The organism is Fluviicoccus sp., assembly GCF_030646115.1.
In the GTDB taxonomy this organism is placed as follows: domain Bacteria; phylum Pseudomonadota; class Gammaproteobacteria; order Pseudomonadales; family Moraxellaceae; genus Fluviicoccus.
The window spans coordinates 15,452-39,678 of the sequence record NZ_JAUSMX010000014.1; the positions used below are offsets into that span (position 1 = coordinate 15,452).

Genomic DNA, 24,227 nt, shown 5'->3' on the forward strand with positions numbered 1-24,227 from the left:
TGTGTTAGGCTGGTTTGATCTTTTTTCACGAGCGGAGGCTGGGCATGGGGCTTGCCGGTCAGGCGCAGCGTCTGCTGCGCAATCATCACTCGGCGGTGCTGGCCACGCTGGGTCTGGGGCCGTTATCCGGCTATCCGTTTGCGTCTGCCGTGCCGTATTGCTTGGATCATGCCGGGCGGATAGTGGTGCTCATTTCACGACTGGCGCGGCATACAGCGCATGTGCGCGCCGACAACCGGGTGTCGTTGCTGGTGCAGGGGGAGGGCGGGGATGTGCAGGCCGCGCCCCGGTTGTCCTTGGTCGGACGTTTGCTGCCGGTGACCGACCCGGAGCAGGAGTCTGTCGCCGCGCGCTATGCCCGCTACTTTCCCCATGCCCGCGATTATCACCGTGAGCTGGATTTCGAGTACTGGTATCTGCAGCCTGAAGGATGCCACTTCATTGCCGGTTTCGCCAAGGTAGCCTGGCTGGACGGCGCCTCCCTCACCGTTGCCAATCCCTTTGACCCGTTGGTGGAAGCGGACATGGTGGAGCACATGAACGCCGATCATGCCGATGCGCTGCCTTTATACTGCCGGCAGGCCGGGGTGATCGTGCCGGAGGGCGGGGAGCCGGTGATGTCCGGGATCGACGGCAACGGCTTTCACCTGCGGCTGGCGGACAAGATCGTGTATATTCGCTTCCCCCGGCCGGTCGCCACTCCGTTGGAGGTGCGCCAGACACTGGTCGCCCTGTTGAAATCCGCTCGAACCGGAGAGACTCCTGAATGAAAGGCCTGTTTTTGCTGGCGATCCCGGTCGCCGAAATCATCCTCAGCATCTGGCTGGGCAGTAAAATCGGCGGCTGGATGCTGTTGTTGTGGTTTGTGATGGCCTTCTTTGTCGGTCGCCAGCTGATGCGCAGCGCCACGCAGGTGTTGATGCCGCAAATGGCGAAGATGCAGTCCGGCCAGACGGAGGACATGTCGTCGGACTTGCTGGCCGCCTTGTGTACGGCCTTGGCCGGTTTCCTGTTCATTCTGCCGGGTGTCATCACGGACGGCATGGGTTTGCTGCTGCTGTTGCCACCGGTGCAGGCGCTGATGCGCGGCCAGTTGTCCGCCGCCATGAAAGGGCGCGGGCAGGGCTTCATGATGATGGGCGGCTTTGGTGGGCAATCCCCGTTTGGCGGTCAGTCGCCGTTCGGGCAGGGCGGGCCGTTTGGCCAGGGCTCACCCTTCGGGCAAGGCAACTCACAGGTTTTTGACGGTGAGGCCCGCGAGGTCAAACCCGATACAGAAGTGAAGCGTATTGATCGCAAGGATCTATAGCTGACTGCCGCTGCCGGGGCACTTTTTTTCGGAATGCCCCTTGAACCCCCCGAAGACATCCCCATTTCCCCCTCAGTCCCGCCCATAACCATTCATGGGGTGGGGTGAATCGCCCGGCAATCGGCCCGGCGAATCAGACAATCCTGTGTAAATATCGCAAAGTGGAGAGCGAACGATGAAAATCCGTCCCTTGCACGACCGTGTGGTCATCAAACGCGTTGAACAAGAAACCAAGACCGCTGGTGGCATCGTGCTGCCCGGTTCCGCTGCTGAAAAGCCCTCGCAAGGTGAAGTGATTGCTGTTGGCAATGGCCTGATTACCGAAGCCGGTGAAAAGCGTCCCCTCGATCTGAAGGTGGGTGACAAGGTCCTGTTCGGCCAGTACGCCGGCAGCACCGTCAAGGTCGACGGCGAAGAGCTGATGATCATGAAAGAGTCCGAAATTTTCGCCGTGCTCGAAGGCTGATCGTTCCCCCGTATTCCCGATTTGAAGAGGTTCAAGCAACATGGCTGCTAAAGACGTAAAGTTTGGCGATTCCGCCCGCACCAAAATGATCAACGGCGTCAACATCCTGGCTGATGCTGTCAAAGTGACCCTCGGCCCCAAGGGCCGTAATGTCGTCATTGACAAGTCCTACGGTGCGCCGCACATCACCAAGGACGGCGTGTCCGTCGCCAAGGAAATCGAACTGAAAGACAAGTTCGAGAACATGGGCGCCCAGCTGGTCAAGGAAGTGGCTTCCAAGACTGCCGATGTCGCCGGTGACGGCACCACCACTGCCACCGTGCTCGCCCAGTCCATCCTCAACGAAGGCCTGAAGGCTGTTGCCGCCGGCATGAACCCGATGGACCTGAAGCGCGGCATCGACAAGGCTGTGCGCGCCGCTGTCGCCGAGATCAAGGCCATTTCCACGCCTTGCACCGACAACAAGGCCATTGCCCAGGTCGGTTCCATTTCCGCCAACTCCGACACCACCATCGGTGACCTGATCGCTCAGGCCATGGACAAGGTTGGCAAGGAAGGCGTCATTACCGTTGAAGAAGGCTCCGGCTTTGAAGACACGCTGGACGTGGTCGAAGGCATGCAGTTTGACCGCGGCTATATCAGTCCGTACTTCATCAACAAGCAAGACGCCATGACCGCAGAGCTGGAAAGCCCGTACATCCTGCTGGTGGACAAGAAGATCTCCAACATCCGCGAAATGATCCCGGTGCTGGAAGGCGTCGCCAAGTCCGGCAAGCCGCTGCTGCTGATCGCTGAAGATGTTGAAGGCGAAGCGCTGGCCACTCTGGTGGTGAACAGCATGCGCGGTATCGTCAAGGTCTGCGCCGTCAAGGCTCCCGGCTTCGGCGACCGTCGCAAGGCCATGCTGCAGGACATCGCCATCCTGACCGGCGGCCAAGTGATTTCCGAAGAAATCGGTCTGAACCTTGAACAGGCCGGTCTGCATGACTGCGGCCGCGCCAAGCGCGTCATCATCTCCAAGGAAAACACCACCATCATCGACGGTGAAGGCAAGAAGGACGACATCGAAGCCCGCGTGAAGACCATCCGCGTGCAAATCGAAGAAGCCACGTCTGACTACGACAAGGAAAAGCTGCAAGAGCGCGTGGCCAAGCTGGCTGGCGGTGTTGCCGTGATCAAGGTTGGCGCCGCCACCGAAATCGAAATGAAGGAAAAGAAGGATCGCGTTGATGACGCCCTGCACGCCACCCGCGCTGCGGTGGAAGAAGGTGTTGTGGCCGGTGGCGGTGTCGCCCTGGTTCGCGCCGTGCGTGTTCTGGAAACCCTGAAAGGCGACAACGAAGACCAGACCGCTGGCATCAACATCCTGCGTCGCGCCATGGAATCGCCGCTGCGCCAGATCGTCACCAACGCCGGTGATGAAGCTTCCGTGGTCCTGAACAAGGTCAAGGAAGGTTCGGGTAACTTCGGTTACAACGCGGCGACCGGCGAGTTCGGTGACATGATTGCCATGGGCATCCTGGATCCGGCCAAAGTGGCCCGCACCGCGCTGGAAAACGCCGCTTCCGTGGCCGCGCTGATGCTGACCACCGAATGCATGATCACCGACCTGCCGGAAGACAAGCCGGCCCCGGCGATGCCTGACGGCGGCATGGGCGGCATGATGTAATTACCCCAACGGGTTTTTATAATCAAAAAAGGGGGCGCCGCAAGCGCCCCTTTTCTTATGCCGGGGACAGACACTTGTCTTGTCGGGCCTGCTGACTTATGCTGAACCACGTTAACGAATAAGAAACAACGTGTTTCCGGCTCCTGTCCGGACACGCAATGCCTTTCGTCGGGGAAAATGTGCCTTTTGTAGGCAACTTTGTGCGCTTGTCGTAAAATGGCCCCGTCGATTTCAAAGACCAACAACAAATAAACAAACGACGGGGAAGTCATGCGCATGTTTACAACCGCTCTGTTGATGGCATCTCTGCATGCCCCTCAAGCCTCTGCTGATACCTGTGGCGAACTGGCCAATAAATTTGCCGATGAAGACGCCCGTGACGGCATGACCATTGGCGAAATGGATGACTTGCGCCTCTGCGTGGGGGAATGGATGCGGGACCAGATACTGCAGCGCAACAAGGGCGCCAAGCAGAGCAGCTCCAATCCGGGCAATGTCCCGGCCAACCAGACGGCACAGGCCGAGACCCTCTAAAACTATTGGCAAATATTCAAAGTCTGGTTATAGTCTTGCAAAATCGAATTCAAGACTGTTGTTCATTTCATGAAGACGGCCAGACTTAACCGTATCTCCGCATGCCTGTACCGGCTGCCCTGACGGGCAGGTCATCTATTCTTGCGTTTGCACGTCCGCTGATTCCGATCTTCTTCCCGAATATTCCAACCTGATTTGCGAGCTTTTGTCATGAGCAAAGACAAACTGATTATTTTTGATACCACCATGCGTGACGGCGAACAAAGCCCCGGCGCTTCCATGACCCTGGAAGAGAAGGTGCGCATCGGCAAGGCGCTGGAACGGATGCGGGTGGATGTCATTGAAGCCGGTTTCGCCATTGCCAGTCAGGGAGATTTTGCCGCCGTCAAGGCGGTGGCCGAGGCCGTCAAGGACTCCCGGATCTGCTCGCTGGCCCGCGCCCGCGCCGAGGATATTGACCGCGCCGCCGAAGCGCTGAAGAATGCTAACGCCGCCCGTATCCATACCTTCATTGCCACCAGCCCCATCCACATGAAGTACAAGCTGCGTCTGGAGCCTGAGGCGGTGATTGAAAGCGCCGTGCGCGCGGTCAAGTACGCCCGCAATCTGGTGGAGGATGTCGAGTTTTCCTGTGAGGATGCCGGTCGCTCCGAAATCGATTTCCTGTGCCGCATCATCGAGGCCGCCATCAACGCCGGTGCGCGCACCATCAATATTCCGGATACCGTGGGCTACGCCATTCCCGGCCAGTTCGGGGAAACCATCAAGACCTTGCTGACGCGGATACCGAATGCCGACAAGGCCGTCTTTTCGGTGCATTGCCACAATGATCTGGGATTGGCCGTCGCCAACTCGCTGTCCGCCGTGCTCAACGGTGCGCGGCAAGTGGAATGCACCATCAATGGTCTGGGAGAGCGTGCCGGTAACGCGGCGCTGGAAGAGATCGTCATGGCCGTGCGTACTCGTCATGACTTGTTCCCGGTAGAAACCACCATCCGCAGCCAGGAAATCGTACCGACCTCGCGCCTGGTGTCCAGCATTACCGGATTCCCTGTGCAGCCGAACAAGGCCATTGTTGGCGCCAACGCTTTCGCCCATGAGTCAGGCATCCATCAGGACGGCGTGCTCAAGCATCGCGAAACCTATGAAATCATGCGCGCTGAAGATGTGGGCTGGAATGCCAACCGCATGGTGCTAGGCAAGCATTCCGGCCGCGCTGCCTTTCGCGCCCGTCTGGAGCAGCTGGGCATTGCGGCGGGCAGCGACAATTCCCTGAATCAGTTGTTCATGCGTTTCAAGGAGTTGGCGGACAAAAAACATGAAATCTTTGATGAAGACATTCATGCCCTGGTCAGTGACACCCAAACTGAAGTTGAGGAAACCTACAAGCTGGGCAGCTTGGAAGTGACCTCCAAATCCGGCACCAAGCCGGAAGCCAAACTGACCATCGTCGTCAATGGCGACAGCAAGCCGGTCACGGCAGTGGGTTCCGGTCCGGTTGATGCGACGTTCCGCGCCATTGAGGCCATTGCCCATTCCGGCACCACGCTGGAGCTGTATTCGGTGAATGCCATTACCAGCGGCACCGACTCCCAGGGCGAAGTGACCGTCCGGCTGAACCAGGCCGGCCGCATCATCAACGGTCATGGCGCTGATACCGATATCGTCATTGCCAGCGCCAAGGCCTACCTGAATGCGCTGAACCTGATGGTATCGAACGTTGAGCGCGCGCATCCGCAAGAAGGCGAGGATATTTAATGCCCGGTTTGGGGGATGAGGGACGTCGTCAGGCCTATCTGGCGGCGTTAGGCATTCCCCTGTGGACGGCGCGGCAACCGATCGCTCACGCGGCGGCAGCCCAGTCCTTGGCCTACGCGGCCTTTATGGCGGATGAAAATGATTTTCCAGAGGAAAATCATGAGGTAGCCTTGGAGTCCTCATTCGGGGATCATGCTTTGGCTGAAGAGTCTGCCTCGCCACCCGGCTATGATGAGGATGACGATTCAGCGTATCTGTCCGGCAGTGACGGCCCACCTGATGATGGTCCGCCACTGGATGCCTATCTGGATGATCCGGACATTCGCGCCGCTGCCACCCGTGGACCACAGTCCGGCCGCGCCCTGACCCGACAGGTTCTGGGCCATTCTGATACAGCCAGCGTAAAGCCCAACAGCCCTCCGCGCGTGGTCCCTCCGGAGCTGACTCAAGAAGATCTGCAACCGGTCCGCTTCCAGTTTGCCCTGTTTCCCTGCGGTGTGCATGGCCTGATTGTGCCGCGCTTCCAGTTGCTCAGTCCCAGTGAGGACAAGCTGCTGGGCAACCTGTTGCAGGCGGTGACCGGTGTGCGCGCGGCTCCGTTACAGTTTGCCTGGCCTATGGTGTCCAATCACGCCATGCCGCAGCATCGTCGCGCCGCCTGTGAGGCCTTGGGGGCATTTCTGGCGCGTCAGGCGGCCGGAACCCTGAAAGGCTTTGTGTTGCTGGGTGAGCATGAGGAAGCTTTGCATCAGATGCTGGCCGCCAGCACGGCCCTGACGGTCAAGCGTCAGTCAGGATTAGGCAGCTTGTTGCAACAACCCATGCGAAAGAGGGAGTTATGGCTGGCTCTTCAGGATTGACTTTGCGGCCGATGACGTCAGCCGACTTGCCCGGCGTGTTGGCCATTGAGCGACAGGTGCAATTTGCGCCGTGGTCGGAAAAGCTGTTTGTGGATGGCCTGGAGCGCGGCCATGATTGCCGGGTCGCCGCGGATGATGGCGGGGCGGTGTATGGCTTCAGCGTGGTGCAATACATTCTGGATGAGGCGCACTTGCTTAATATTGCGGTTGATCCGGGGAGTCAGGGCAAAGGCATTGGCAGGCGGTTGCTGACGGCTCTCACCGAAGAGGCTGCCGGTAAATCGTCGTCAACCGTTTTTCTGGAGGTTCGCTCGGGGAATGCAAATGCCATCCGGATGTATCAGATGGCGGGGTTCAATGAAATCGGGCTGCGCAAGAATTACTACCCGGCTCCCCAAGGCGGCAAGGAACATGCGGTGATGATGGCGCTGGTGCTCTAGGCGTCAGGCGGGAATTTTGTGTTGTTGATCCCGGCTGCCTGGATCAATGCCGAAGTGAGAAGCCCTGTCGACCATGCGTACGGCCCAAGCCCGGTGGGTGGCGGGCTCCAGCATGGCGCCGTCGTACTTGAATACTGCAGGGGCCTGTTCGTTGAGGATGTGCATCGCCGCCTCATAGTCCTCAAGCGGGACCTTCAGCGCCCGGTGAATCACGGCAAGCTGTCCAGGGTGAATGGCGGTCTTGCCGACCAGTCCGTGCGCCATGTCCAGTTCCAGTTCTGCTTGCAACAGATCAGGGTTGTCCATGCGCTCACAGACCGGTGCGGTCAGCGCAAACCCGGCGGACCCCATCAGCGCCGTCAGCATGCCGATGACATAACCGACCGGACTTTGGTAAATGGTCAGCGAGCGGTGGCGCCGTAATCCCAGCACCGCGAGTAAGTCGTTGCCGCCAATGCGCAGGGCGAGAATGCGTTCGGGGTGGGTTGCCGATAAGGCGTCACGAAGCTCCTGCATCGCCCGGCTGTCAAAAACCTCAGCGGTCTCCAGTGTTGGCATCAGGTTCCAGTGCGGAGACTGAAACAGCGGCCGCCAGGTTTCCAGGTCATCGAGCCGGAATTTCGGCAACACAAAACCATCCAGCTGCGAGGCCAGCGGCCAGTCGCCGGCAATATGTAATCCCATGTCGGCATGACGGGGGCGGACGAATACCAACGGGGCGGCATGGGAGCCTATGGCTTCGTGTTCCGACAGATCCTTCAGCAGGCATTGCAGGTTGGACAAGCCCTGACTTACGTCGCCATCGGCAACCGCATCCTCCAGGCAAATCACCAATGAACGCAATCCGGGAATTTTGCCTCCCCTGACGATATCGAACAAGTCAGGGCGGGTCGCCGGCATGTACAGGGTTGCGCCCAGGGCGTAGGGGGAAGTCATGATGATTCATGCACCTTCTTGATCAGGGTAATGGCGCGATAGGGGCCCAGATCACCCGTCGCGGTTTCAATACGGACGCCGTTCTGCTGGCCAAGGTGTATCAATAACTGAACGTCGGGATCTTCTGGCCGACTGACCAGTATCCTTTCAGGCATGCGGCGGAGAACGGCGCGCGTGGCCTCGGCAATTCCGGGCTTGATCAGGTTCAAATTGTCTATCCGATATTCCGCGCGGATTCTATCGATGACAGCGCCCGCCCATTGTTGGTGATGTGTTCGCATGGCCTCAGTCCAGACAGCCGGAGCCGTACCGGCAAGCCGCTGACGTTCCCGGTCAATGGTGTCGATGAAGAGACGGCTGACATCATGCGCCTGCAAGTGATGCCACAGCATGCAGCCATGATAGCCCTCCGTGGTCAGGATTGTCCGTGAAATCAGACCGGACACCGTAGCGCCCATGATGCCGGACGGAATCAGCCAGTCATCGCCGCCGGCGGCCAGCCAGGCGTGACCGCAGGGGTCAGTGAGCGTGACCAAGGGCAAGAGCTGAGGAAACCGGGGGTCATCCGCCAGGCTGCGTTGCAGTTCGCGACTGATGGCGCCCTTGCCGGTCCAGCCATCGACAAAGATGATGGATTCGCTGCCATGCCGGGCAATGATTTCCTCCAGCGCCTGCCGGTCTATGCCCCGGTCACGAATGATGCTGATGCCATAATGACAGGCCTCAATTCCCCGTTCGGTCAGCGCCCGCCGTAACAGCACGCCCAGGGGCGCTCCCGCCCGGACAAAACTGACCAGTGTGTACGACGGGCGACTCAGTAGCGCCAGCGCATTGGCCAGCGCCGCCACGTCACTGCCCATGCGCGCCGCACCTTGAGCCAGCGCTTGCTCGAACAGCGCCTGGTGTACCGGGGAGGGGGCGTGTTCGGCACCAATCATTTCGGAATAATGGCGTTTGCCGGACTGGATCAGCTGCTCTTTTTCCGCATTGGAAGTGACCTCAATGCTGAGGGGTTGCAGCAGAAACCGGACATCTTCCGGGGCATAGGAGCCGGAAAAGGGCTCAGTCGAAATCGGGAGCATGGTCATACCGTCCCTTGCGTTGCAAATGGTCGGCCAGTTCGTCGGCGAGCCAGTGGGCAATTTGTCCCTGGCGCGGGGTTCCCCACCAATGACATTCTCCCAGGAAGCCGAGGTCGGACAGGCTGTCGCCGAAGCCGAGCACCACCCGTTCTCCCTGTTGCTGCCGGTCCTGTTCCAGCAGGAACATCACAGCCGCCTTCTTGTTGACCGGGTTTGGCAGCAAGGCCAGGTTGTTGCCGTTCATGTGCTGGTAGAAACCGGCCAATTGTCCGCCCGCCGTCAGTGTATCGGCCAGCGTCCGCAGGATGTGGTCGTCCTGATGCTCCTGCTTCACGACCAGATAGGCGCTGAGGCCTTCCTCCTCAACCACCCAGCTGCGCAGCCGCCAGTTATTGCGAAGGGCTTCCGCCTGCACCTCTGCCAGCAGGGTCTGAAGTCGCGGGGCATAGTCCGCCAGCTGCTGCTGCATCTGCAGTTGCCATGCCTTGACCGTTTTGCCATGGGCATCAAGAATGACCGCGCCGTGACTGCAAACCGCCCGCCGGCCAAACGGTAATTGCACCCGTTGCAAGGCTTCCACGCTGCGCGCCGTCACCGGCACCACCTCGGCATGGCGGCACAGCCAGCTGACAAATTGATGCTGCACCGGTGTCATGAATGACATGGGTGCGCCGTCCTTGCCGAGGGTGGCGGTGATGCGCGGCTGTTCAACGCCTGCCAGATCCAGCCGTCTGCCGGTCTGGAACAGGGTGTCGTCAAGATCCGCCAGTACCAACGGCGCCGGTTCATTCGGCATAAGTCAGAATCTCCAGATTGGGTATCAGTTGCTGCAAGTGAGGATCGACCAGATCCGGCGCGGTTTCCACGCACAGGAGGACGCGGTCATAGTCCTCGGGACGGACATTATAAAGAAAGTTCGCAATGCCCAGCCCGTAATTGTCCGTGAAGGCGAAGGCATGGCGAATGGCCAGTCCGGTGGCGATCGGTGAGCGGCTGGTGGAGCCGAAGCGGACGTCCGCACCTTGGGCCGCCAGTTGTTCGGCCAGCAGGAACGGCGGCCAGACAAACTCACTACTGCCCAGCACCAGGATTTTTTCACCGGGGACGGCGTTCGCCTTGGGAATTCCGGACGACGGTGTGGCGCAGACACCCAGACGGCCCCAGTCCCGGCTAAGATCCGGCGTCCAGGCGCCACGGGCGACGGTATCCACGCAAGGCATTTCCGGCGCCGGGGCATGAATGTCCGGTTCCCAGCGCCAACGACCCGACAGCAGACTAATGGCGCTCGCTGTTTCGCCCAAGGCTGTCTGCACGGCGTCTCCTGACCAGTCGACCAGTGTCGCCGTCACAATACGCTCCAGTTGTGACAATCCGGCGGCGCGCAGCGCCTGTACCAGATTGATGAAGGTATTGCCGGTCGAGGCCTCGTCATCCACCAGCACCAGGCTCCGCGCTTGCAGTAACTGCTGACAGATGGCTTCGTCAACCGGACGGTGAATCAGATGGTCGGCGGCGTGGCTGTGCTCCTCGCGGAACACCGTCAGCAGGGGCAGGCCGAGCGAATGGCGGGTGGTGCTTAGATAGAGGGTGTCAGGCCGTTTCCGGCTCAAGACCTGTTGTACTCCGGCCCCCAAGCCCGTCGCGGTTTCCGCCATGCCGACCACCAGCACCGGGCCCGGCAAATCGTCCGGCAGCTGATCCGCGAGGGCGGTAAAGGCTGCGCGCATGGCGGCGGGTGCAACCGGAATGTGCCGTCCCAGTACCTTGGAGACGAACAGGAAAGCCCGTTTGGGATTCCGGCGTTCAGCAATATCCAGCAGGGTGTCCAGCGGTTGATCGGCGTGGGAGATGTGCAAGGATAATGTGCCCCGCACCAGACGGATCTGGTGGGGGAAAGCAATTGGAGGCATGTGGGGGATTATCCTGAACAGTCAATGCGCCAGAGTGCGCCCTGAACCCGCTTGGCCAGGGCGGAAGTATTGAGCGCGGTCAGAGCGGAAGGGGATGGCGCGTCGATGCCGACCGCTTCGAGAAACGATAACAACAAGGCGCTTTTGACGGCGAAATTCATGTTCTGGCTTTGCGTTATGGTGGACGTCACCATGCCGGCAATGAGGCCATGACCGTCAAACAGCGGGCTGCCGCTGGAGCCGGGCTGGATGGGGGCAGTGAATTGCAGGAACCGCGAGTCATCGCGCGGCCCCAGCAGTCCTGAAATGCAGCCCTGGGTCACCTGAAGGCCGGAGCCCATGACCCCGGCCAGCGGGAATCCCATGGTGGAGACCGCTTCCCCAAGCTGACAGCCCGCCCCTTGCCGGAACGATAGCGGCGGGGCGTCGACCGGCTCGCTCAGATGCAGCAACGCGACGTCATTGATGTTGTCCTGCAAGACGATTTCGGCCGTGCGCTTGCCGCCAAAGGCCGACAAACGGATGTTGCGGGCGTTGTCGATGACATGGGCGCAGGTCAGGACATGCCGGGGTGCGATGACAAAACCCGTTCCGGTCCAGCGATCCGGGGAGGGATTCGCGGGGCCGTTCTCCCCGGCGGCGGTGCGCGGGTTTCGTTCATCCAGCGCGACGTTCAGCCGTCGACCCATGGCCGCCAGCCCGTAGGTGGAGCCTTCCGCCAGCGCCCTTATTTTCCAGGTGTCGCCACGGCGGTAAACCTCCAGCACGATCATGGCGGCATCGGCGCAACCATGCAGGGGCGGGGCATAGGCATGCAGTCCGGGCAGGCTGACCCGGAAGTTGCGCAGTTGCCCCAGCGGTCCGGCGGCAGCATAGCTGTAGACAATCAAAGACAGGCTGTGTACTTGGGCGGGCAGTTGCTTCAGGTGCAATAGCCATTCACAGCGACGGCCATCGCCGCGTGCTTTGGCCCAGGCCTGAGCCTCTTGCAGATAGGCAGCGGCAGTGACCGGATGCCGTTTGTCATCCATCGGCAGCCAGGCCAGACCGGCATAATCCCCGATCAGGAAGTCACCCTCCGCCTCCACGACAATGATCGGCTCGTCATGACTCAAAGGGGCATTGGCTCCCGTAATCAGGTCATTCACACAGACTTACCTCAGACAGGGATGCCGACACTGACCGGCCGGACGGTGATATTACCGGACCAGGTATCGGGCGGCAGGTCAAAACCCAGACGGCGGGTCGCAAAAATACCGGGCAGGTTGATACCTCCCGCCAGAGTATAGCCAATGCCGCCGGAGGGACGGGGGTTGATTTCCAGCAGGCAGGGCTTGCCGTCCTCATCCTGCCGGGTCTGGATGTTGATGATGCCGTCGCAACCAAACAGGGCCGCGGCCTGACGCGCCAGTTCAATAACATCGCCTTCGCGGCTGAGTTGCTGGAATCCGTTGATTTTACAGCGGGCCACAGCGGCAATCACGACACCGGCCTCGCAGACCATGTCCACCGAGTGCTCTTCGCCCGGCAGGTAGCGCATCACCAGTACCGGCCCCGGTTTGGCGCTCTCGGCATAGGCGTCCACGAAACGGCGGGTTTCCACGACACGATGATCGGGATTGGCAAAACAGGCGAAAGGGTCAGCATCATCGTTCAGCCGCCAGAAGCCCTGGCCGAAAATGCCCACCACCGGTTTGACGCATAGCGGGAATAGAGCACCCATCTCCGCCACCGCGGCGGTGAGGCCATCGGCATCGTTGACTTCCAAGGTGGCGGGAACCGCCAGACCTGCGGACTGGCATGCCCGTGTGAACCTGGCCTTGTTGTCCATGGCCTTGAGGCTGTCCAGGTTCATAGCTCCGGTGACCAGGGTCAGGCCCGCCTCGTTGAAGGTCTGCCGGTACTGTTCATAACCCAGTCCGTCACGTCCGGCATGCACCACCCGCACACCGTGCTCACGGGCGGTTTCCAGAATCCAGGCCAGACGGGTTGCCGGGTCTTTAGGCTCCTGAAGCGCGATGTCCGCGACAGCAGTGATATCCGGGCGGTGCTTGCGGTGAGAGCCGAGTATGGTGGCGCGCCCTTGCAGCGCCTGGCGGGCAGCCAGAATGACATCCCGCTGGCTGGACTGACCTTCCAGAAACCAGATCATGATTTTTCCTTGGATTTGAATAGTGCGGACGGGTATTACTGATGAGGGTATGGTTTCCGGCGGGTTATTCCCGCAGGCCGGTGACGAAATATTCCGTTTCACCAAAGCAGGAGCCGGGCAGTCCCTTGTGTTGTTCGTACATCAGGGTGACCCGCTTACCCATGGCGGCATCCAGGTGGGCGGCGACCTCGGGTTGCCGGACGGTAAAGTGGAATTTTTCCGGCGCCGCGCCGGGGATGGCCATCAGGGAAAGTTCGCCTTCCCACGTCTTGCAGATCCAGCCCTTGTTCGACAGTTTCTGCAGATAGCCGGCCCGGTCTCCGGAGGAGTAGCTCCAGCTCAGGGCCGCCCAGATATAGAAGGAGAAAAGCAGGACCAGAAACAGCGGGATGCCGATGGCAATCAGCTTGAGGCGTCGTGAGGTCATGGTGAGTGTGCCGGTTGGTCGCGATTGCGGGGGAGGATAGCCCGGCAGGTGGCGGGCGGCAAGTTTTGGAGCGGGTGCGTCGGCAGGATAATAGCGCAGCTTCTCGAGGCGGGTTTGTAGACGGGTGTCTGATGGTTCTGGAAATAACCCTATAAAAAACAATGTATTGTTAAGGGTGTTAAAGGCTCTGTTCCTAATGCTGTGCTTTACATCCGAAAGGATAGCCACTAGGATTTGCCGATGAAGTGATCATTGAGCCAGATTGCTTTACAGAAAGACTACCGGCCGCTGTTATTATCACGACCGGTTTCGTTCATGCTCCTGAAATATCGGGTGCGTTATAAAACGGCATGCGGCACTCAGCGGGATAAGTCAATCTTCACGGAATGAGTCGGGAAGGCTGGCGCAACAGGAGGCATCATGACAATTTTACAGCCCGGCGCCAACGTCGCCATACCGCTGGCCGATCTGGAAGTGCTGGTGAAATTTGACCCGCCGGCAGCCCCCAATACGGATGTCGATGTCTCCGCATTCCAGTTGACTACCGCCAGCAAGGTCCGCAGTGATGCCGACATGGTGTTCTACGGTCAGCGCAGCAATGGCAACGGCTCCTTGTCCATGCAGGATTCCGCCCAAGCGCAGGCGGCTTTCGCGCTGAAGCTCCCGCAGATGGAAGCAGCGGTGGAGAAAATAGCCCTGACCGCCACCATTTACGAAAACCGGCAGACTTTCTCGGTTTTCAAGTCGGTCACTTTACTGCTACGGCATCAGGGTGAAACCGTGGCGGAAGCTCTCATTCAAACCCAGGGCATGGTGGAAACCGCACTGATTCTGGGGGAGTTCTACCGTCGGCAGGGCGCCTGGAAATTCCGGTCGGTCGGGCAGGGCTTTGCGGGAGGACTGAAACCGCTGGCTGAACATTTCGGGGTATCCATTGCCGACAAGCCCGCCACCCCGAACACCACTCCGGCTCCGGCAGCAAGCAATCCTCCACCTGTCACTCCTTCCCCTGCCAAGGTATCCCTGAGCAAGGTCAGCCTGGATAAAAGCCGCCCCACAGTCAGTCTGGAGAAAAAGGGAGGTTCCTATGGTGAAATCAAGGTGAACCTCAACTGGAACCGGAACGGCCAACAACCCCAAAACAAGGGCTTCTTTGCCGGGTTGATGGGCAAGTCCGGCAAGATCGATCTGGATATCGGTTGTTTTGTGGAGCTGGCGGACGGCCGTAAAACAGTGGTGCAGGCCTTGGGTAACGGTTTTGGCAGTTTTACCGCCGCGCCGTATGTCGAGTTGCTGGGGGATGACCGCACCGGTGCCGTCTCGGACGGGGAGTGGATCCGAATCAATGGCCAGCACTGGCATGAAATCCGCCGGATTCAGGTTTTTGCCTTTATTTATGAAGGCGCTCCAAATTGGGCGGCCACTGATGGAGTGGTGACTGTGCACGCTCCGGGGCAACCGCCGGTTGAAGTTTGCCTGACCGAAGGCGGTAACAAATTAGGCATGTGCGCGGTAGCGACACTGGAGAATCGCGGGGGGCAGCTGAACATCACCCGCGATGTCCGCTATTTTGCCGGCCATCGTGATGTGGACGCCGCTTTCGGCTGGGGTTTACGCTGGAGCGCTGGCTCCAAAGACTGATGAAGCCAATGACAACAACACGGAGTATTGAAGATGTCCATTTCACTGAGTAAAGGCGGCAATCTTTCCCTGTCCAAGGCAGATCCGGGTCTCACCAAGTTGCTGGTGGGACTGGGCTGGGATGAACGCGCCACCGACGGCGTTGACTTTGATCTGGACGCCAGCGCCTTCCTGCTGTCTGCCTCCGGCAAAGTGCGCAGTGATGCCGATTTCATTTTTTACAACCAGTTGCGTTCTCCGGACGGCTCGGTGGAGCATACCGGTGATAACCGCAGCGGCGCTGGTGACGGTGATGACGAAGCCGTCAAGATTGATCTGTCGCTGATTCCTGCGGATGTCGATAAAGTGGTTTTTACGGTTACCATTCACGATGCCGAGGCGCGCCGCCAGAATTTCGGGCAGGTCAACAACGCCAGTATCCGTGTTGTTAATCAACTGACCAATGCTGAAATTGTCCGCTATGACCTGGCGGAAGATTATTCCACTGAAACCGCCATGGTGTTCGGTGAGTTGTACCGGAATGGCAGTGAGTGGAAATTCCGGGCGGTGGGCCAGGGTTACAAAGGTGGGTTGTCGGCCATGTGCCGGCAGTATGGTTTGAATATCTGACAGGTTTATCTATGCAGCATTTCCGTTTTTCGCTGATTTTCACCGCTATTTGCCTGGGGCTGGCTTTCTGGTGGGGGTTGTCCCATGGGAATGGTTCACTCTCCGTGGCATTCACTGCCTTGGCAGTCACCACCATTCTGGCTGTAATGGAGGTTTCCCTCTCCTTTGACAACGCTGTCGTGAATGCCTCGGTATTGAAGCATTGGGATCATTTCTGGCGCACCTTGTTCCTGACGGTGGGTATCCTCGTCGCTGTCTTCGGCATGCGCCTGCTGTTTCCGTTGGTGATCGTGGCGCAAACGACGGACATGGGAATGGTGGAAGTGGCGCAACTGGCCCTGAATGATCCCAAGGAGTATTCGCGCCAGTTGCTGTCCCATCACGCAGAAATAGCGGCTTTCGGCGGCATGTTCTTGCTGCTGGTGTTCCTGAACTTCATTTTTGATCAGGACAAGGATGTGCACTGGCTGCACTGGCTGGAAGTTCGGCTGGCCCGTCTGGGCAAGGCGGATGCGGTTGCTGTCTTTGTGGCGCTGGCCGCCTTGCTGGCCGGTTTGTCGCTGGTGTCCGAAGCGGAGCAGCTGAAGGTGTTGCTGGCCGGAGTCTGGGGCATTGTGGTGTACGTGGGCGTCAATGTCATCAGCACTTTCCTGGAGCAGGAAGAGGAAGATCCGGCCATTGGTGAAATGGTCAAGCGGGGCAGTATCGGCGGGTTCCTGTACCTGGAAGTTCTGGATGCGTCCTTCAGCTTTGACGGGGTTATCGGTGCGTTTGCGATCACCAATGATGTGGTCATCATCATGCTGGGTCTGGCGATTGGCGCCATGTTTGTCCGTTCCATGACCGTATACCTGGTTGAGAAGGGCACCCTGGATGCTTACATTTTCCTGGAACACGGGGCGCATTACGCCATCGGCGCCCTCGCGGTGATCATGCTGCTCAGCATGAAGTACCACGTGCCCGAACTGGTGACCGGATTCATCGGTATCGCCTTCATTGTCTGGTCGGTTATTTCTTCCATCCGGCATAGCAAGGCTGAAGCTGCCTGAGTCAACGGCCGGCGGAGCGATGAAGGCTCCGCCGGCCCCTCTTTACGAACGCTTACGATAATCCCGGTGCAAATCCCCCCGTTCGTTGGTATCACTTCCCCTCATTGCAAACCACCAATATCAGGAGTCACATCATGGCCATCAGCCTTCAGAAGGGCGGCAACGTCAATCTCAGCAAAGAAGCCCCCAGCATGCAAAAAATGACGGTTGGCCTGGGCTGGAATCCCCGCGCCACCGATGGCGATAAATTTGATCTGGATGCCATCGCCTTCCTGCTCAATACCGGCGGCAAGGTTGGCAAAGACGCCGACTTTATTTTCTTCAACAACAAAGCCTCGGCCTGCGGCTCGGTCACCCATACCGGAGACAACACCACTGGCGAAGGCGACGGCGATGACGAACAGTTGGTTGTGGATTTGTCGAAAATCCCGGCCGATGTTGACAAGGTCACCTTCTGCGTCACCATTCACCAAGCAGACCAGCGCCGCCAGAACTTCGGCCAGGTGTCCAATGCGTTCATCCGCATTGTCAACAATGGCAACAATCAGGAAGTGGCGCGTTATGACCTGTCCGAAGACGGCAGCACCGAGGCAGCCATGATTTTCGGCGAACTGTACCGCAATGGTGCCGACTGGAAATTCCGCGCCGTGGGTCAGGGCTTCAAAGGTGGCCTAGGCCCCTTGGCTGCATCTTTTGGCGTCAATGTTTAACTTTACAGCAGCAGTTCAGGGAAACCCGGAGTACGAAGGATGACCCGTTTTACGATTACCGGTGATGATGATCCCTTCCTGCATGTCAGCATGCAGAAAGGGGACAAGATTTGCTGCGAAAGCAATTCCATGGTGATGATGGAAGATGTGCTGGACCTGAAGGGAAAAATGACCGGCGGACTGGGCAGCGCCTTGTTGCGCCGTTTTGCCAATGGCGAGTCCTTCTTCCAGCAGCATATTGAAGCGATCCGGGGCGACGGCGATTGCCTGCTGTCCCCGACGCTGCCCGGCGGCATTCAGATTCTGGATGTGGGCAACCGGCAATACACCCTCAGTGACGGCGCTTTCGTGGCGTCCACTTCGGGCGTGGATTTACGGGTGAAGATGCAGGGGCTGGGCGGTGCGCTGCTGGGCGATACCGGCGGGTTCATGGTCATGGAGTCCAGCGGTCATGGCCAGCTGGTGGTCTCGGGCTTTGGTTCGCTGTTTGAACTGGAGGTGACATCCGGCAAAGACCTGCTGATTGATAACGGGCATGTGGTGTGCTGGGACAGCACATTGCAGTACAAGTTGTCCGCCAGCACCAACCAGAGCACCGGCCTGCTGGGAAACCTGGTGAACAGCATGACCAGCGGTGAAGGCCTGGTCCTGCGGTTTTCCGGACAGGGCAAAGTCGTGGTGTGTTCGAGGAACCGTCAAGGATTTGTGGACTGGCTGGGCTCCAAGGTGCGTGGCCATTAAGGTTTTACTGAAAATACTGGAGGATGCAACATGGGTGTCAATCTTGAAAAGGGCCAGAAGATCTCGCTGGAAAAATCTGCCGGTGGCGGATTGACCACAGTAGCGATGGGGCTGGGTTGGGATGTTGCCAAAAAGAAGGGCTTTCTCGGTTTCGGCGGAGGTTCGGCCGATATCGATCTGGATGCGTCCTGCCTGATGTTCGACGAGTCCAACCAGCTGGTGGATGCAGTCTGGTTCCGTCAACTGCAAAGCAAGGACGGCAGTATCCGCCATTCCGGAGACAACCGTACCGGTGAAGGCGACGGCGATGATGAAACCATTCGTATTGATCTGACCCGTATTCCGGCCGGAATCAAAAGCCTGGTCTTTACCGTCAACAGTTTTTTGGGACAGACCTTTGAGCAGGTGGAGAATGCTTACTGCCGCTTGCTCAATGGCGGCAACGGCCAGGAAGTCGCGCGCTATAACCTCTCCTGCCAGAACAAGCAGACCGGACAGATCATGGCCAAGCTCTATCGTCATAATGGCGAGTGGAAGATGCACGCCATTGGCGAAGGCTCCCAGGGCCGCACCTTCAACGAGTTGCTGCCGCAAATCGTTCCGCATTTGTAAGAAAGCATGGGCATCCGGTTGCTGATATGGATGGCCTGACGGGCCGGTGAGTCTCCAAGACCACCGGCCCGTGTCTTTTCAGAGGGCCGGTTTGGGGTTCGCCGCGTATTCCTTTATAATCCGCATACAATTTCGCGTATCCAAGCCTGAATCCCCAACATGACCGATCCCCAGCAACTCGCGGCCGAAGTAGCCGTTCGCAGAACCTTCGCCATTATTTCCCACCCTGACGCCGGCAAGACCACCATTACCGAAAAGTTGTTGCTGTGGGGGAAGGCCATTCAGATTGCGGGCACGGTCAAGTCCCGCAAGTCTGACCGCCATGCCGCCTCGGACTGGATGGAAATGGAAAAGCAGCGCGGCATCTCCATCACCACGTCGGTCATGCAGTTCCCGTATCGCGACCAGACCATCAACCTGCTGGACACCCCCGGTCACGAAGACTTTTCGGAAGACACGTACCGCACGCTGACCGCCGTCGACTCCGCCTTGATGGTGATTGACGGCGCCAAGGGCGTTGAAGACCGCACCATCAAGCTGATGGATGTCTGCCGCATGCGTGACACGCCCATTATCACCTTCATCAACAAGCTGGACCGTGAAAACCGCGAGCCCATTGAGTTGCTGGATGAAATCGAGACGGTGCTCAAGATCCAGTGTGCACCCATCACCTGGCCCATCGGCATGGGACGAGATTTCAAGGGTGTGTACAACCTGCTGGAAGACCGCATTTACCTGTACCAGCCGGGCCACGGCAGCACCATTGTCGAAGAGAAGACCATTCAGGGACTGGATAACCCGGAGCTGGATGCACTGATCGGCGACCAGATCCAGGCGCTGCGCGAGTCGCTGGAGTTGGTGCAGGGCGCCAGCCATCCCTTTGATCTCGAGGCTTTCCTCTCCGGCCGCCTGACGCCGGTTTTTTTCGGCACGGCGCTGGGCAATTTCGGGGTGGATCATATCCTCAATGGTTTTGTCGACTGGGCGCCGCGCCCCAAGCCGCACAAGGCAGCGGAGCGCATGGTCGAGGCGGCGGAACCTGGCTTTAGCGGCTTCGTTTTCAAGATCCAGGCCAACATGGATCCCAAACATCGCGACCGTATCGCCTTCCTGCGTGTCTGTTCCGGCAAGTACGAAAAAGGGTTGAAGATGCAACATGTCCGCGTCGGCAAGGAAGTCCGAATTGCCGATGCCCTGACCTTTCTGGCCGGGGAACGCGCCCATCTTGAAGAGGCCTGGCCTGGCGACATCATCGGCTTGCATAACCACGGCACCATCCAGATTGGCGATACCTTTACCGAAGGCGAGAACCTGCACTTCCTCGGCATTCCCCACTTTGCCCCGGAAATGTTCCGCCGGGTTCGCCTCAAGGACCCCTTGAAAAGCAAGCAGTTGCAGAAAGGTCTGAAGGAGTTGTCGGAGGAGGGGGCCACGCAGGTGTTCATGCCTTTCATCAGCAATGACCTGATCCTGGGTGCCGTGGGTGTGCTGCAGTTTGATGTGGTCGCCTTTCGCCTGAAGGAGGAATACAAGGTGGACTGCGTGTATGAGCCGGTCAACGTCTCGACCGTGCGCTGGATTGACTGTGCTGACGAGAAAAAACTCGCCGAGTTCAAGAAGAAGGCGCATGATCAATTGTCGGAAGACGGGGGCGGTTACCTGACGTATCTTGCACCGTCACGGGTGAATCTGCAGTTAATGCAGGAGCGGTATCCGGATGTGCATTTCCGGCCGACACGCGAACATTGACAGCCTGGGGCGCCGCAAATGGCGCCCCTTTTCTTGAAGGAGAGAATCATGCGTAACCGGATGGCCGGATTGATGCTGGTGCTGATGTTGGCAGGCTGTGATGATCCGGCGCCGCCTCCACCTCCGCCCCAGGTCATCGCGCCTGCCGCCCCGGTCTATGCTCCGCTGACGGTCATCCCCGAAGTCTGGAAACATGTCCGTCCCGGTTGCAAGGGCAAGGACTGCCCATGGATTGAGGTTGAACTGCAGCGTGTCGCCGACAAGGGTATTGATGCCCTGGCTGAGGTGGAGTTGGTCAATCTGGTCCCGCTCGATGATAAACCTGCCCATTTTGATACGATTGAAACGCTCTCGGCGGCGTTCTGGCCAAAAACCGACAAGCAATGGAACATATCCCTGCAAAGCAAGGTGCTGCATCAGGCCGGACCAATACTGACCCTGCAACTGGATAATTACACCTACACCGGCGGGGCCCATGGCATTTCCGCCACCCGTTTCCTGAATCTGGACCGTCGTCAGGCCAACAAGCGGCTGGCTCTGGCTGATGTGCTGATCCCTGGCAAGGAAACAGCGTTCAAGGCACTGGCCCAGAGCCTGCATGCGGCCTGGCTCAAGGAGATGGAGGTGGCGGATGCTGAATTTTCCCAGACCTGGCCATTCCATGAAACGGATAATTTCGCCCTCACGGACAAGGGTATTGTGTTGAAGTACCAGAACTACGAGCTGGGTCCCTATGCTTTCGGACAGCCGGAATTCCTGTTGCCCAAAGATAAGCTGGCGGAGCTGGTGAAGCCGGAATACCTGCGGTAACGGGGCCGGCCGATGTGGATCGATACCCATTGTCATTTTGATGTTGAAGACTTTGATGGCGATCGCCCGGAAGTCGCTGCCCGGTCATTTCAGGCGGGTGTAGAGGCGATCGTCATCCCCGGTTATCTGGCGCAGCGCTGGGGGCATCTGCTGGAGGTCTGCCAGACCATTTCACAACCCCGGTTGCTGGCTGCGCCCGGCCTTCACCCCTGCTATATCCGTCAGCACCAGCCGGAGCATCTGGAACAACTGGATGCCCTGCTAAGGCGTCATGTCTGCGTGGCTATTGGGGAAATCGGCCTGGATACCTATGTGCCGGAACTCAAGGAACCGGATCTTTACAGGAAGCAGCAGGATTTTTTTTGCGGCCAGCTTCAACTTGCACGTCAGCACGACAAGCCAGTCATTCTTCATGTTCGCAAGGCCCACGCCGATATATTCCGGTTGTTGAAGGAACAGGGTTTTCAAAACGGGGGCATAGTTCATGCCTTTTCCGGCGGGGTGGAGGAGGCCCGGCATTATTACCGGCTGGGATTCAAGTTGGGAATTGGCGGTTCCCTGACGTATGCCCAGGCTAAAAGGCTGCATGCCGTCGTGGCAGCTATGCCGCTGGAAGCGCTGGTCATTGAAACGGATGCTCCGGACATGATTCCGCAGTCCAGGCGAAACAGCGATTCCGGGAAAACGCGCAACTCTCCCGAATTCCTGCCGTTGGTGGCGGCTGCATTGGCGGAGGCCAAGCAAGTTTCGTTGGAAACTCTGTGCGGAGTGCTTCGGAAGAACAGCGAGGAGGTCTTGAGGCTGGTTTGATTCGGGTGTGGCAGCAGGTTCAAGGAAAGGCCAGTGTTGTACATGACGGTGACGATCACACGAAGTGATCGTCACCGCTGCGGTCGTCAGATCAGTTCGACTCCGACTGCCGTTGCCTCGCCGCCGCCGATGCACAGCGAAGCCACACCGCGCTTGCCGCCGGTCTGCTTCAGGGCATGAATCAGCGTCAGGATTATGCGCGAGCCGGAGGAGCCGACCGGGTGGCCCAGGGCGCATGCGCCGCCGTAGATATTGACCTTGTCGTGCGGGATCTTGTGCGCATCCATGGCGCCCATGGTCACCATCGCGAAAGCTTCATTCAGTTCATACAGGTCCACGGACTCCGCCGTCCAGCCGGTTTTCTTGAACAGGTTCGTCAACGCGCCGATCGGGGCAATGGTGAACTCGCTGGGGTGTTGCGACTGGGTGCTGTGGCCAACGATGCGCGCCAGCGGTGTCAGGCCGCGCGCCTTGGCGGTGCTTTCCTTCATCAGCACCAAGGCGGATGCGCCGTCGGAGATGGAGCTGGCGTTCGCGGCGGTAATGGTGCCGGTCTTGGAGAAGGCGGGCTTCAATGTCGGAATCTTGTCGAGCTTGGCGTTGCCGGGCTGTTCATCAATGGTCACCAGGGTTTCACCGCTGCGACTCTGGACCGGCACACCCACAATTTCCGCTGCAAAATGACCGGCGGCAATGGCTTGCTGGGCGCGCTTCAGGGAAGTAATGGCGAAGTTGTCCATTTGTTCGCGGGTGTAGCCCAACTTGTCGGCCATGTCCTGGGCGAAGGAACCCATCAGACGGCCTGTCTCGGCATCTTCCAGACCATCGAGGAACATGTGGTCCTTGATTTCGCCGTGACCCATGCGGTAACCGGCGCGGGCCTTCGGCAGAATATAGGGGGCGTTCGACATGGACTCCATGCCGCCGGCGACAGCGATATCCACGGTGCCAGCCAGAATCATGTCGTGGGCGAACATGGTGGCGCGCATGCCGGAACCGCACAACTTGTTGACGGTGGTGCAACCAGCGGCGTTGGGCAGACCGGCCTTCAGCGAGGCCTGACGCGCCGGGCCCTGCTTCAGGCCGGCAGTGAGGATACAGCCCATGACCACTTCCTGTACATCTTCCGGGGCAATACCGGCGCGGGCAACGGCTTCGCGAATGGCGACCGCGCCCAGATCAGTGGCGGTGACGCTGCTCAGTGAGCCTTGAAACCCGCCCATCGGGGTGCGGGCGCCATTGACGATAACTACAGGATCATGGTGACTCATGGGTTTTCTCCAGGCATCAGTACTAAAACGTGACGGCGATTATAGGACGAAATTCCGGATTGCATAGCGTGTAGGCATAAACGACAGGGTTTTGTAGGAAAAATCCTACAAGCATTGCCGAATTGGCGACTTCCCGCAGCTCGCTGCATGCCAGATAATGCACCCATAGCGCAAGGGAACACGGCACGGATGGCCTGAAGGATGAATGCGCAAGGCAGGAGCCACAAGGAAGCAGGAAGACAGGGTAGGGATAGCAGATGTTTCAGGATCGAAACACAGCCATTGCAGCATAGGGGGCTGACAGGATGTAAGTAGGGAAGGATATCGCTGCGGGAATGCCAGGACGGTCTAACAGGAAGTTCAAATTACAAGCGGTAAAAAAACCCGGACTCCGCAGGGATAAGCAGAGTCCGGGTTTTTCTTTACAGGCATTCAGGGAAAAGGAAAACCGGATTAGTCTTCCATGTCCTGATGCTGACTGATGACCTTTTCGCGCTGGATGCGCTGGTAGATCTCTTCACGGTGTACCGCCACTTCCTTGGGGGCATTCACGCCAATGCGAACCTGGTTGCCCTTGACACCCAGGACAGTCACACTGACTTCATCACCAATCATCAGGGTTTCGCCGACACGGCGCGTAAGAATCAACATGGAAAGACTCCTTGAGTTTTTTTATCCCGAC

Annotated in this window: 25 protein-coding genes and 1 pseudogene; 17 read left to right on the forward strand and 9 right to left on the reverse strand. The window is 58.8% G+C overall.

The genetic code is table 11. The annotated features are described in order from the left end of the window. The first annotated feature begins 44 nt into the window (after window positions 1–44). The 8 genes from Q7T36_RS09525 to rimI all read left to right on the forward strand — a co-directional run bounded on the left by Q7T36_RS09525 (window position 45) and on the right by rimI (window position 7,036). Window positions 45–770, forward strand: a complete 726-nt coding sequence (locus Q7T36_RS09525; protein WP_304847217.1) for a HugZ family protein — start codon at window positions 45–47, stop codon at window positions 768–770. After that, window positions 767–1,309: an FxsA family protein gene (locus Q7T36_RS09530; RefSeq protein WP_304847220.1), complete on the forward strand. Its 543-nt coding sequence runs from the start codon at window positions 767–769 to the stop codon at window positions 1,307–1,309. Before Q7T36_RS09525 ends, Q7T36_RS09530 begins: the two co-directional genes overlap by 4 nt. Window positions 1,310–1,484: 175 nt before the next feature. Further along, window positions 1,485–1,775 carry a co-chaperone GroES gene (locus Q7T36_RS09535; protein WP_304847223.1) on the forward strand — a complete coding sequence of 97 codons (291 nt, stop codon included), beginning with the start codon at window positions 1,485–1,487 and terminating at the stop codon, window positions 1,773–1,775. A 40-nt stretch (window positions 1,776–1,815) separates the two neighbouring features. Continuing rightward, window positions 1,816–3,444, forward strand: coding sequence for a chaperonin GroEL (groL, locus tag Q7T36_RS09540; protein WP_304847226.1), 1,629 nt, complete (start codon window positions 1,816–1,818; stop codon window positions 3,442–3,444). A gap of 276 nt (window positions 3,445–3,720) precedes the next feature. Next, a complete protein-coding gene (locus tag Q7T36_RS09545) occupies window positions 3,721–3,978 on the forward strand; it encodes a hypothetical protein (RefSeq protein WP_304847229.1) in 258 nt (85 codons plus the stop codon). A gap of 210 nt (window positions 3,979–4,188) precedes the next feature. Continuing rightward, window positions 4,189–5,736, forward strand: coding sequence for a 2-isopropylmalate synthase (locus tag Q7T36_RS09550; protein ID WP_304847233.1), 1,548 nt, complete (start codon window positions 4,189–4,191; stop codon window positions 5,734–5,736). Further along, window positions 5,736–6,596, forward strand: coding sequence for a hypothetical protein (locus Q7T36_RS09555; RefSeq protein ID WP_304847236.1), 861 nt, complete (start codon window positions 5,736–5,738; stop codon window positions 6,594–6,596). The genes Q7T36_RS09550 and Q7T36_RS09555 overlap by 1 nt, the downstream gene beginning before the upstream one ends. A gap of 11 nt (window positions 6,597–6,607) precedes the next feature. Continuing rightward, window positions 6,608–7,036, forward strand: coding sequence for a ribosomal protein S18-alanine N-acetyltransferase (gene rimI / locus Q7T36_RS09560; protein ID WP_304847239.1), 429 nt, complete (start codon window positions 6,608–6,610; stop codon window positions 7,034–7,036). Window positions 7,037–7,039: 3 nt separating this feature from the next. Here rimI and Q7T36_RS09565 read toward each other — a convergent pair whose 3' ends face one another. The 7 genes from Q7T36_RS09565 to Q7T36_RS09595 form a co-directional block, all read right to left on the reverse strand. Beyond that, window positions 7,040–7,972, reverse strand: a complete 933-nt coding sequence (locus tag Q7T36_RS09565; RefSeq protein WP_304847242.1) for an HpcH/HpaI aldolase/citrate lyase family protein — start codon at window positions 7,970–7,972, stop codon at window positions 7,040–7,042. After that, window positions 7,969–9,054 carry a cysteine protease StiP family protein gene (locus Q7T36_RS09570; protein WP_304847244.1) on the reverse strand — a complete coding sequence of 362 codons (1,086 nt, stop codon included), beginning with the start codon at window positions 9,052–9,054 and terminating at the stop codon, window positions 7,969–7,971. Before Q7T36_RS09570 ends, Q7T36_RS09565 begins: the two co-directional genes overlap by 4 nt. Further along, window positions 9,035–9,850: a hypothetical protein gene (locus tag Q7T36_RS09575; protein ID WP_304847247.1), complete on the reverse strand. Its 816-nt coding sequence runs from the start codon at window positions 9,848–9,850 to the stop codon at window positions 9,035–9,037. The genes Q7T36_RS09570 and Q7T36_RS09575 overlap by 20 nt, the downstream gene beginning before the upstream one ends. Beyond that, window positions 9,840–10,964 (reverse strand): phosphoribosyltransferase domain-containing protein, encoded by a 1,125-nt coding sequence (locus tag Q7T36_RS09580; RefSeq protein ID WP_304847250.1) that lies wholly within the window; start codon window positions 10,962–10,964, stop codon window positions 9,840–9,842. The genes Q7T36_RS09575 and Q7T36_RS09580 overlap by 11 nt, the downstream gene beginning before the upstream one ends. Before the next feature lie 8 nt (window positions 10,965–10,972). Continuing rightward, a complete protein-coding gene (locus tag Q7T36_RS09585; RefSeq protein WP_304847253.1) occupies window positions 10,973–12,112 on the reverse strand; it encodes a trypsin-like peptidase domain-containing protein in 1,140 nt (379 codons plus the stop codon). Between the two features lie 11 nt (window positions 12,113–12,123). After that, complete coding sequence (locus Q7T36_RS09590; protein ID WP_304847257.1) at window positions 12,124–13,116, reverse strand: ATP-grasp domain-containing protein; 993 nt, start codon at window positions 13,114–13,116, stop codon at window positions 12,124–12,126. Between the two features lie 64 nt (window positions 13,117–13,180). After that, a complete protein-coding gene (locus Q7T36_RS09595) occupies window positions 13,181–13,543 on the reverse strand; it encodes a hypothetical protein (protein ID WP_304847260.1) in 363 nt (120 codons plus the stop codon). A 420-nt stretch (window positions 13,544–13,963) separates the two neighbouring features. Here Q7T36_RS09595 and Q7T36_RS09600 point away from each other — a divergent pair, with 420 nt between their 5' ends. The 9 genes from Q7T36_RS09600 (at window position 13,964) to Q7T36_RS09640 (ending at window position 22,274) form a co-directional block, all read left to right on the forward strand. Then, window positions 13,964–15,184, forward strand: coding sequence for a TerD family protein (locus tag Q7T36_RS09600; RefSeq protein WP_304847263.1), 1,221 nt, complete (start codon window positions 13,964–13,966; stop codon window positions 15,182–15,184). 33 nt (window positions 15,185–15,217) lie between these two features. Next, a complete protein-coding gene (locus Q7T36_RS09605) occupies window positions 15,218–15,793 on the forward strand; it encodes a TerD family protein (protein ID WP_304847266.1) in 576 nt (191 codons plus the stop codon). Between the two features lie 11 nt (window positions 15,794–15,804). Continuing rightward, window positions 15,805–16,842: a DUF475 domain-containing protein gene (locus tag Q7T36_RS09610; protein WP_304847269.1), complete on the forward strand. Its 1,038-nt coding sequence runs from the start codon at window positions 15,805–15,807 to the stop codon at window positions 16,840–16,842. A 134-nt stretch (window positions 16,843–16,976) separates the two neighbouring features. Then, window positions 16,977–17,552 carry a TerD family protein gene (locus Q7T36_RS09615; RefSeq protein WP_304847272.1) on the forward strand — a complete coding sequence of 192 codons (576 nt, stop codon included), beginning with the start codon at window positions 16,977–16,979 and terminating at the stop codon, window positions 17,550–17,552. A gap of 39 nt (window positions 17,553–17,591) precedes the next feature. Continuing rightward, entirely contained in the window at window positions 17,592–18,293 is a 702-nt protein-coding gene (locus Q7T36_RS09620) for a TIGR00266 family protein (RefSeq protein WP_304847275.1), read from the forward strand. A gap of 30 nt (window positions 18,294–18,323) precedes the next feature. Continuing rightward, the gene (locus Q7T36_RS09625) at window positions 18,324–18,905 is read left to right on the forward strand and encodes a TerD family protein (protein ID WP_304847278.1); all 582 of its coding nucleotides are present in this window, start codon (window positions 18,324–18,326) and stop codon (window positions 18,903–18,905) included. A 159-nt stretch (window positions 18,906–19,064) separates the two neighbouring features. Beyond that, window positions 19,065–20,654 (forward strand): peptide chain release factor 3, encoded by a 1,590-nt coding sequence (locus Q7T36_RS09630; RefSeq protein ID WP_304847280.1) that lies wholly within the window; start codon window positions 19,065–19,067, stop codon window positions 20,652–20,654. 48 nt (window positions 20,655–20,702) lie between these two features. Beyond that, on the forward strand, window positions 20,703–21,464 hold the full coding sequence (locus Q7T36_RS09635) for a DUF3298 and DUF4163 domain-containing protein (protein WP_304847281.1): 762 nt from the start codon (window positions 20,703–20,705) through the stop codon (window positions 21,462–21,464). A gap of 12 nt (window positions 21,465–21,476) precedes the next feature. Next, window positions 21,477–22,274 carry a TatD family hydrolase gene (locus tag Q7T36_RS09640; protein WP_304847283.1) on the forward strand — a complete coding sequence of 266 codons (798 nt, stop codon included), beginning with the start codon at window positions 21,477–21,479 and terminating at the stop codon, window positions 22,272–22,274. 86 nt (window positions 22,275–22,360) lie between these two features. Here Q7T36_RS09640 and Q7T36_RS09645 read toward each other — a convergent pair whose 3' ends face one another. Both Q7T36_RS09645 and csrA read right to left on the reverse strand, forming a co-directional pair. Continuing rightward, window positions 22,361–23,545 (reverse strand): acetyl-CoA C-acyltransferase, encoded by a 1,185-nt coding sequence (locus Q7T36_RS09645; RefSeq protein WP_304847285.1) that lies wholly within the window; start codon window positions 23,543–23,545, stop codon window positions 22,361–22,363. A gap of 471 nt (window positions 23,546–24,016) precedes the next feature. Beyond that, window positions 24,017–24,196, reverse strand: a pseudogene (csrA, locus tag Q7T36_RS09650) (carbon storage regulator CsrA); the annotation flags it as partial. Window positions 24,197–24,227 lie beyond the last annotated feature (31 nt).

Coding starts and splice junctions, on each gene's coding strand:
- Q7T36_RS09525 (WP_304847217.1), top strand. CDS start 45: ATGGGGCTTGCCGGTCAGGCGCAGCGTCTGCTGCGCAATCATCACTCG.
- Q7T36_RS09530 (WP_304847220.1), top strand. CDS start 767: ATGAAAGGCCTGTTTTTGCTGGCGATCCCGGTCGCCGAAATCATCCTC.
- Q7T36_RS09535 (WP_304847223.1), top strand. CDS start 1,485: ATGAAAATCCGTCCCTTGCACGACCGTGTGGTCATCAAACGCGTTGAA.
- groL (WP_304847226.1), top strand. CDS start 1,816: ATGGCTGCTAAAGACGTAAAGTTTGGCGATTCCGCCCGCACCAAAATG.
- Q7T36_RS09545 (WP_304847229.1), top strand. CDS start 3,721: ATGTTTACAACCGCTCTGTTGATGGCATCTCTGCATGCCCCTCAAGCC.
- Q7T36_RS09550 (WP_304847233.1), top strand. CDS start 4,189: ATGAGCAAAGACAAACTGATTATTTTTGATACCACCATGCGTGACGGC.
- Q7T36_RS09555 (WP_304847236.1), top strand. CDS start 5,736: ATGCCCGGTTTGGGGGATGAGGGACGTCGTCAGGCCTATCTGGCGGCG.
- rimI (WP_304847239.1), top strand. CDS start 6,608: ATGACGTCAGCCGACTTGCCCGGCGTGTTGGCCATTGAGCGACAGGTG.
- Q7T36_RS09565 (WP_304847242.1), bottom strand. CDS start 7,972: ATGACTTCCCCCTACGCCCTGGGCGCAACCCTGTACATGCCGGCGACC.
- Q7T36_RS09570 (WP_304847244.1), bottom strand. CDS start 9,054: ATGCTCCCGATTTCGACTGAGCCCTTTTCCGGCTCCTATGCCCCGGAA.
- Q7T36_RS09575 (WP_304847247.1), bottom strand. CDS start 9,850: ATGCCGAATGAACCGGCGCCGTTGGTACTGGCGGATCTTGACGACACC.
- Q7T36_RS09580 (WP_304847250.1), bottom strand. CDS start 10,964: ATGCCTCCAATTGCTTTCCCCCACCAGATCCGTCTGGTGCGGGGCACA.
- Q7T36_RS09590 (WP_304847257.1), bottom strand. CDS start 13,116: ATGATCTGGTTTCTGGAAGGTCAGTCCAGCCAGCGGGATGTCATTCTG.
- Q7T36_RS09595 (WP_304847260.1), bottom strand. CDS start 13,543: ATGACCTCACGACGCCTCAAGCTGATTGCCATCGGCATCCCGCTGTTT.
- Q7T36_RS09600 (WP_304847263.1), top strand. CDS start 13,964: ATGACAATTTTACAGCCCGGCGCCAACGTCGCCATACCGCTGGCCGAT.
- Q7T36_RS09605 (WP_304847266.1), top strand. CDS start 15,218: ATGTCCATTTCACTGAGTAAAGGCGGCAATCTTTCCCTGTCCAAGGCA.
- Q7T36_RS09610 (WP_304847269.1), top strand. CDS start 15,805: ATGCAGCATTTCCGTTTTTCGCTGATTTTCACCGCTATTTGCCTGGGG.
- Q7T36_RS09615 (WP_304847272.1), top strand. CDS start 16,977: ATGGCCATCAGCCTTCAGAAGGGCGGCAACGTCAATCTCAGCAAAGAA.
- Q7T36_RS09620 (WP_304847275.1), top strand. CDS start 17,592: ATGACCCGTTTTACGATTACCGGTGATGATGATCCCTTCCTGCATGTC.
- Q7T36_RS09625 (WP_304847278.1), top strand. CDS start 18,324: ATGGGTGTCAATCTTGAAAAGGGCCAGAAGATCTCGCTGGAAAAATCT.
- Q7T36_RS09630 (WP_304847280.1), top strand. CDS start 19,065: ATGACCGATCCCCAGCAACTCGCGGCCGAAGTAGCCGTTCGCAGAACC.
- Q7T36_RS09635 (WP_304847281.1), top strand. CDS start 20,703: ATGCGTAACCGGATGGCCGGATTGATGCTGGTGCTGATGTTGGCAGGC.
- Q7T36_RS09640 (WP_304847283.1), top strand. CDS start 21,477: ATGTGGATCGATACCCATTGTCATTTTGATGTTGAAGACTTTGATGGC.
- Q7T36_RS09645 (WP_304847285.1), bottom strand. CDS start 23,545: ATGAGTCACCATGATCCTGTAGTTATCGTCAATGGCGCCCGCACCCCG.